This is a genomic window from Microbacterium umsixpiens (assembly GCF_053543675.1).
Window position 1 is genome coordinate 1 of record NZ_JBLVOH010000047.1, and the last position, 6750, is coordinate 6750.

Sequence of the window (6750 nt, forward strand, 5' to 3'; positions counted from 1 at the left end):
CCGCCTGGACTCTCTACATCCTCATCGTCGGTTCGCTGTACGTCCGCGGTCTCCGCTCGCGCCGTGCGCCGAAGCCTCGCGCTTCGGCCGAACCCGAATCCGACACGACCTCTCTCTCACCACAAGGAGCAGCATGACCACCTCTCACCGTGTCCTGGGGGCATTGGCCGCCGCGGGCGCCGTAGCACTCGTCCTGAGCGGTTGCGTCGCGAAGAGCGACGCCGCCGCCGACGCCGCCTTCGACGTCTCGTCCACCGCCGGCGACTGCGCCGTGTCGGCGGCCACCGCGAAGAGCGGGACGCTGACCTTCGACGTCAAGAACGACACGGACCAGGTCTCGGAGTTCTATCTGCTGGCCGAGGACGGTCTGCGCATCGTCGGCGAGGTCGAGAACATCGCGCCGGCAGCGTCCCGGACACTCACCGTGGTCGCGCAGCCCGGCGACTACTTCACGCTGTGCAAGCCCGGGATGCTCGGCGACGGCGTCGGCAAGGCGGCCTTCACCGTCACCGGCGATCGCGTCGCGGTCGACGGGCCCGATGCCGAGCAGAAGCAGCAGGCGGTCGATCTCTACGCCGCGTTCGTCAAGGACCAGGTCGGTCAGCTCGTCCCGGCCGTCGAGGAGTTCGTCGCAGCCTACGAGTCGGGCGACGACGAGACCGCCCGCGCGCAGTTCCCGCTGACCCGCGCGTTCTACGAGCGCATCGAGCCGGTCGCCGAGGCGCTCGGGGATCTCGACCCGCGCATCGACTATCGCGAGGTCGACGCCGTTGCTGAGGGCCTGGATTGGACGGGCTTCCACCGCATCGAGAAGGACCTGTGGGTGCCGGCGGAGGACGCGCTGAACGCCGACGGCGAGACCCCGGCCTGGCAGGACTGGACTCCGTCGACGCCGGCAGAGCGGGCCGACTTCGGCGACCTGCTGCTCGCCGACGTGCAGGAGCTCTACGATTACGTGCACTCCGACGACTTCACGACGGCTCTCGACGATCAGGGCATCGGAGGCATCTCGAACGGCTCCATCGCGCTGCTCGACGAGGTCGCCACCGGAAAGATCTCGGGCGAGGAGGACTGGTGGTCGGGCACGGACCTCTACGACTTCGCGGCGAACGTCGAAGGCTCGAAGATGGCGTTCTCCCTCGTGCAGGACTTCGCTGCGGCTCAGGGCGACGACGGTGAGGCCCTCGTCGACGAGATCGAGGGCGGCTACGCAACCCTCGAGGAGTCCCTCGCCGCCCACGGTTCGCTGTCCGACGGCTTCGTCGCCTACGCACAGCTGACCGAGGACGACAAGCGCGAGTTCACCGACCTGATCAACGCACTGGCCGAGCCGCTCTCGCAGCTCACCAGTACCGTCCTCGACTGATCAGCGTCGAGCGGAATCGAACGGATACCATCACGGACGTGAACGAACCAGAAGCGGGGGCCTCGCCCGACACCTCATCGACGGGTGACGTCTCCGCTCCGGGCGGGCTGAGCAGACGCGGACTCCTCGGCCTCGCGATCGGCGGTGGCGTGGCAGGGCTTGCGGTCGGCGCCGGCGCGGGCCTCGCCGGGGGTGTGGCGCTGGGACGTGCGCGCGCAGCGGAGGACGCGCATTCCGCCTACGAGTTCTTCGGTGCGCACCAGGCGGGCATCACCACACCGGTGCAGGATCATCTGCACTTCGCGAGCTTCGACATGATGCCACGCAGCGACCGCGATGACCTGATCTCCCTTTTGCAGGACTGGTCATACGCCGCGTCCCGCATGTCGCAGGGGCTGGAGGTCAGCGCGAGCGGAGCGGTCGGCGGACCGGCGGAGGCACCGCCGGATGACACCGGCGAGGCATTGGGGCTCCCCGCGGCCGGTCTCACGATCACCTTCGGGTTCGGACCCGGCCTCTTCGAGAACGAAGACGGCGACCGCTACGGCATCGCCGCGCAGCGCCCGGCCGGCCTCGAACGCCTCCCGGCGTTCCTCGGCGACGATCTCGACCCGCAGGCGTCCCACGGAGATCTCTGCATCCAGGCCTGCGCCGATGACCCGCAGGTCGCGGTGCACGCGATCCGCAACCTCAGCCGCATCGCCTTCGGCCGCGCCCGCCTGCGCTGGTCGCAGCTGGGATTCGGCAAGACGTCGCGCACGACCGCCGCGCAGGCGACGCCCCGGAACCTCTTCGGCTTCAAGGACGGCACCGCCAACATCCTCGCCGACGACACCGAGGCGCTCGCGGACCATGTCTGGGTGTCCGAGCAGGACGAGCCCGCCTGGCTCGCCGGAGGCTCGTACCTCGTCGCGCGCAAGATCGCGATGCTGATCGAGACGTGGGACCGTGTGCGGTTGTCGGAGCAGGATGCGATCATCGGCCGGGACAAGGGGGAGGGCGCGCCCCTCTCGGGAGGGGACGAGTTCACGGCGCCCGACTTCCATGGCAAGGCCATCGACGCCAACAGCCACGTGAGCCTGGCGCATCCCGAGCAGAACGACGGAGTGCGGATCCTGCGTCGCGGCTATAACTACGTCGACGGCAACAACGAGCTCGGACGCCTCGACGCCGGACTCTTCTTCCTGTCGTATCAGCGTGACCCCGCGCAGTTCATCTCGCTGCAGCGGCGGCTGTCGACCGACCTGATGAACGAATACATCCGCCACGTCGGCTCGGGGATCTGGGCCGTGCCGAGGGGTGCGACCCCGGGATCCTACGTGGGCGCGCAGCTGTTCGCCTGAGCGGGCTCAGACCCCGCGTCGGGCGGTCTCGAGGATGTCGACAACCGTGGCAGCCATCTCGTCCGCACCGAAGTGATCGGCAGCGGTGATGGTCACGACCGCGTCGTCGAGGAAGATCAGCAGCTGGCCGTGCGCGCCGTGCAGCCGCCATCCGCGGCCGGGGCCACCCCAGCCTGCGAGGGCGTAGCGGTCGTAGCCGGGGTTCGGGCCGGCGACGACCCCGTTCTCGTGCATGGCGTCGATCCATCCCGACGACACCAGCTGCATGCTCTGCCACCATCCGCGGTCGCGGATCAGCAGACCGATCCGCGCCATCTCGCTCGTTCGCAGCGCAAGTCCGCCACCCGCTTCGATGCGTCCGTTCGGACTGCGCGCCCACACCACATCATCGATGCCGAGTGGGCGGAAGAGTCGGGCATCCAGGTAGTCGCCCACATCGCCGACCCGCGCGGAGAGCGCCGTCATGGCGGTGTAGGTGCTGGCGTTCGAGTACTGGAACACGCGTCCGCGCGACGGTCGACGCAGGAACTCGCGGGCCAGATCCGGCCAGTCCGTCATGAGCGTCTCGGACCAGGGCAGGTCGATGCCGCTCGACATCGTGAGCAGATGACGCAGGGTGACCTGTTCGACGCCCTCGCCGCGCTCGAAGTCGGGCAGGTACACCATCACGGGCACATCGAAGGAGATCGCGCCCTCATCGGCGGCGATCGCGGCCGCGAGCACGCACACGCCCTTGGCGACCGAGTGCACGTCCTCGCGCACATCGGGCGTCCAGCGGTGCTCCGCCTCATCGGCTCCGATGCGGACGTGGAGTCCGTGCGCGTCGAAGCCCGAAGCGGTTACGGCCTCGACGATGCGGTCGCGGACGTCCTCGGCGACGGTCATCGTGTGTCGGCCCGGGGGCGTCGGGATCCGGTCGGGTCGTTTCGGCGTCCTTCACGCGATGCGAGCGCGGGGTCGACGAAGAGCCAGCGGGGTCGAGGCTCGACGAGCGGCCGGAACAGCCAGCGCACCGGCTTCGTGGCCAGGAGCAACGCGACGACCACGGAGAGCGCCGTCACCAGCGGCAACCAGATCCATGTCGGCTCCAGGTCGCGCAGCGCACCCGTCTCGCGGAACGGATAGAGCACGAACGAGTGGAGGAGGTAGACATACATCGTGTACTGGCCGAACGTGGTCCACCAGTACGAACCGCGCGGGATCAGGGCGAAGAAGGCGGCGCACAGCAAGACCGCCAGCAGCATCAGGGCGATGCGGATCCCGCCGGCCCACCACTGGTCGCCGACCAGGTCGGAGTACGAGTCCTCGTAGAACAGCCAATGGCGCAGGTCGACGGCCTGCCAGAGCGGCAGCCAGTTCCAGGCCGCCCAGCCGACCCCCGCGAAGACCGCCACCGCCGCCACCCGGATCCACCAGGGGCGGAAGTCGAGCAGTCGGAGCCGATCGACGATGTCGTGCTCGCGCAGCCACCAGCCGAGCGCGAAGAACGGCAGGAGCCCGAGAGTGCGGGACAGCGAGAACGTGCTGTCGACGTTGGGGAGGTAGCCGGAGCCGATCGAGATCACGACGGTCCACAGCAGCGGCCAGCGGAGCAGCGCGAGATAGGGGAGCACCAGTCGGAAGATTCCGAGCGCGAGCAGGAACCACAGGGTCCAGCTCGGCTTCGTGAAGTTCGGTGTCGCCTCACCCTCGACGAGCCACTTGGTGAGGGTCCACAGCGTCTCGAAGATCACGTAGGGGAGGATGATGTCGGTGATCACTCGCGCCATCTGCGTCTTGGTGGGAGTGCCCGACTTGGAGAAGTAGCCGGAGATGATCGCGAACGCCGGCATGTGGAACGCGTACAGCGCCAGGTAGAAGGCGAAAGCGATGTCCGAGTCGTAGATGAGTCGCTGGATCGCATGCCCGAGCACGACGAGGACGATGCAGATGTACCGCGCGTTGTCCCAGAACGGCACGCGCCGTCGCTTTCGCGGGAGTGATCCTGTGGTGGGCCCTGCGCTGTCCGCCCCGGTACTGCTCATCTTTCGAGGCTACAGCCCGGGAATAAAGTTGCTGTGAGCGCGTTGACACATATACATTCAAATGAATAGAAACGGGTGCGAGTCATCCGGTTCGGAGAACACGGAGCAATCATGAGCGAGCAGTCAGGCGCGCAGGCGATGCAGTTCGGCATCATGTCGGTCAGCGACATCACCCGCGATCCCACCACGGGCATCACCCCCAGCGAGCAGGAGCGCATCAAGGCGACCACGGCGATCGCCGTGCACGCCGAAGAGGTCGGACTCGACGTCTTCGCGATCGGTGAGCACCACAACCCGCCGTTCTGGTCGTCCAGCCCCACCACTTTCCTGGCGGCACTGGCCGCGCAGACCGAGCGCCTCATCGTCTCGACCTCGACGACGCTCATCACCACGAACGACCCCGTGCGCATCGCCGAGGAGTACGCGATGCTGCAGCACGTGTCCGACGGGCGCATGGACCTCATGCTCGGCCGCGGCAACACCGGACCCGTGTACCCCTGGTTCGGGCAGGACATCCGCCAGGGTCTCCCGCTCGCGATCGAGAACTACGCGCTGCTGCACAAGCTGTGGCGTGATGACGTCGTCGACTGGGAAGGGAAGTTCCGCACCCCGCTGCAGGGCTTCACCTCGACGCCGCGACCTCTCGACGGCATCGCCCCCTTCGTGTGGCACGGCTCCATCCGGACCCCGGAGATCGCGGAGCAGGCCGCCTACTACGGCGACGGGTTCTTCGCGAACAACATCTTCTGGCCGAAGGAGCACTACCAGCGCCTCATCGAGCTGTACCGCCAGCGCTTCGAGCACTACGGTCACGGCACCAGGGAGCAGGCGATCGTCGGCCTCGGCGGTCAGGTGTTCATGGCAGCCAAGTCGCAGGACGCGGTGAACCAGTTCCGCCCGTACTTCGACAACGCGCCGGTGTACGGTCACGGTCCGAGCATGGAGGACTTCACCGAGATGACGCCGCTGACGGTGGGTTCGCCGCAGCAGGTCATCGATCGCTACGCCGGCATGCGCGAGCACTACGGCGACTACCAGCGCCAGCTCTTCCTCATCGACCACGCGGGACTCCCGCTGAAGACGGTGCTGGAGCAGCTCGACATCCTCGGCTCCGAGGTCGTGCCGGTGCTGCGCAAGGAGCTCGCGAAGGACCGCCCGTCCTCCGTCCCCGACGCGCCGACCCACGCCGCACGCGTGGCCGCGGAGTTCGGTGACGGGCCGACCCGTCAGGCCCGCCCCGGCGCGAACCGCGGTGACAACCTCACCGGCGACTCGCCGTACCAGGACAGCCCGGCACCCGCCGGTGCAGCATTCGGTCTCGGCCGGAAGGAGGCCTGACATGACCACGCGTCGTATCGCCGTCGTCGCGGCAGGGCTCTCCAACCCGTCGTCGACCAGGATGCTCGCGGATCGACTGGCCGCCGAGACCGTGAAGGCCCTCGAGGAGCGCGACATCGCGGCCACCGTCGACGTGATCGAGCTGCGCGACTATGCGCACGACATCACGAACAACATGCTCACGGGGTTCGCACCGCAGGCGCTCGAGACCGCGATCAACACGGTGGTCTCCGCCGACGCGCTCATCGCCGTCACGCCGATCTTCTCGACGAGCTACTCGGGACTGTTCAAGTCGTTCATCGACGTGCTGGACCCGGATGCGCTCACCGGGAAGCCGGTCCTGATCGGCGCGAACGCGGGAACCGCGCGGCACTCGCTGGCGATCGACTACGCGATCCGTCCGCTGTTCGCCTACCTGCACGCCGATACCGTCTCGACGGGCGTGTTCGCGGCGTCGAGCGACTGGGGTGACTCGGGTGATGACGTCGCCCCGCTCGCGAAGCGCGTCGAGAAGGGCGCACGGGAACTCGCGGACACGATCGCGCGGAAGGAAGCGGCCACGGTCGCGGACCCCTACGACCCGGCGACGTACCTGGGCGAAGGGCGCTCCTTCGGGCACATGCTCGGGGGCCTCGCGGGGGAGTGATCCGCTTCCCCTTGACCCTCGAAACGCGCCGCG

At 68.1% G+C, this 6750-nt stretch carries 6 protein-coding genes; 4 read left to right on the forward strand and 2 right to left on the reverse strand.

Features of this window, described 5'->3' with window-relative positions; all coding sequences use genetic code 11:
• Window positions 1–133 precede the first annotated feature (133 nt).
• Both efeO and efeB read left to right on the forward strand, forming a co-directional pair.
• Window positions 134–1366 (forward strand): iron uptake system protein EfeO, encoded by a 1233-nt coding sequence (gene efeO, locus ACNPM4_RS05265; RefSeq protein WP_448984945.1) that lies wholly within the window; start codon window positions 134–136, stop codon window positions 1364–1366.
• Window positions 1367–1404: 38 nt separating this feature from the next.
• The gene (gene efeB / locus ACNPM4_RS05270; RefSeq protein WP_374956804.1) at window positions 1405–2709 is read left to right on the forward strand and encodes an iron uptake transporter deferrochelatase/peroxidase subunit; all 1305 of its coding nucleotides are present in this window, start codon (window positions 1405–1407) and stop codon (window positions 2707–2709) included.
• A gap of 6 nt (window positions 2710–2715) precedes the next feature.
• On the opposite strand, the gene ACNPM4_RS05275 is transcribed toward efeB, so the two are convergent.
• Together ACNPM4_RS05275 and ACNPM4_RS05280 are read right to left on the reverse strand one after the other, a co-directional pair.
• Window positions 2716–3594, reverse strand: a complete 879-nt coding sequence (locus ACNPM4_RS05275) for a serine hydrolase domain-containing protein (RefSeq protein ID WP_448984946.1) — start codon at window positions 3592–3594, stop codon at window positions 2716–2718.
• Window positions 3591–4733, reverse strand: coding sequence for an acyltransferase family protein (locus ACNPM4_RS05280; RefSeq protein ID WP_448984947.1), 1143 nt, complete (start codon window positions 4731–4733; stop codon window positions 3591–3593). The genes ACNPM4_RS05275 and ACNPM4_RS05280 overlap by 4 nt, the downstream gene beginning before the upstream one ends.
• 111 nt (window positions 4734–4844) lie before the next feature.
• On the opposite strand from ACNPM4_RS05280, the gene ACNPM4_RS05285 reads away from it, so the two are divergent.
• Together ACNPM4_RS05285 and ACNPM4_RS05290 are read left to right on the forward strand one after the other, a co-directional pair.
• Window positions 4845–6071, forward strand: a complete 1227-nt coding sequence (locus ACNPM4_RS05285; protein WP_448984948.1) for an LLM class flavin-dependent oxidoreductase — start codon at window positions 4845–4847, stop codon at window positions 6069–6071.
• 1 nt (window position 6072) lies between these two features.
• A complete protein-coding gene (locus ACNPM4_RS05290; protein WP_448984950.1) occupies window positions 6073–6717 on the forward strand; it encodes an FMN reductase in 645 nt (214 codons plus the stop codon).
• Window positions 6718–6750 lie beyond the last annotated feature (33 nt).

Excerpts from the sequence above, each read along its gene's own strand:
- ACNPM4_RS05275 (WP_448984946.1), bottom strand. The coding sequence starts at position 3,594 with ATGACCGTCGCCGAGGACGTCCGCGACCGCATCGTCGAGGCCGTAACC.
- ACNPM4_RS05285 (WP_448984948.1), top strand. The coding sequence starts at position 4,845 with ATGAGCGAGCAGTCAGGCGCGCAGGCGATGCAGTTCGGCATCATGTCG.
- efeO (WP_448984945.1), top strand. The coding sequence starts at position 134 with ATGACCACCTCTCACCGTGTCCTGGGGGCATTGGCCGCCGCGGGCGCC.
- ACNPM4_RS05290 (WP_448984950.1), top strand. The coding sequence starts at position 6,073 with ATGACCACGCGTCGTATCGCCGTCGTCGCGGCAGGGCTCTCCAACCCG.
- ACNPM4_RS05280 (WP_448984947.1), bottom strand. The coding sequence starts at position 4,733 with ATGAGCAGTACCGGGGCGGACAGCGCAGGGCCCACCACAGGATCACTC.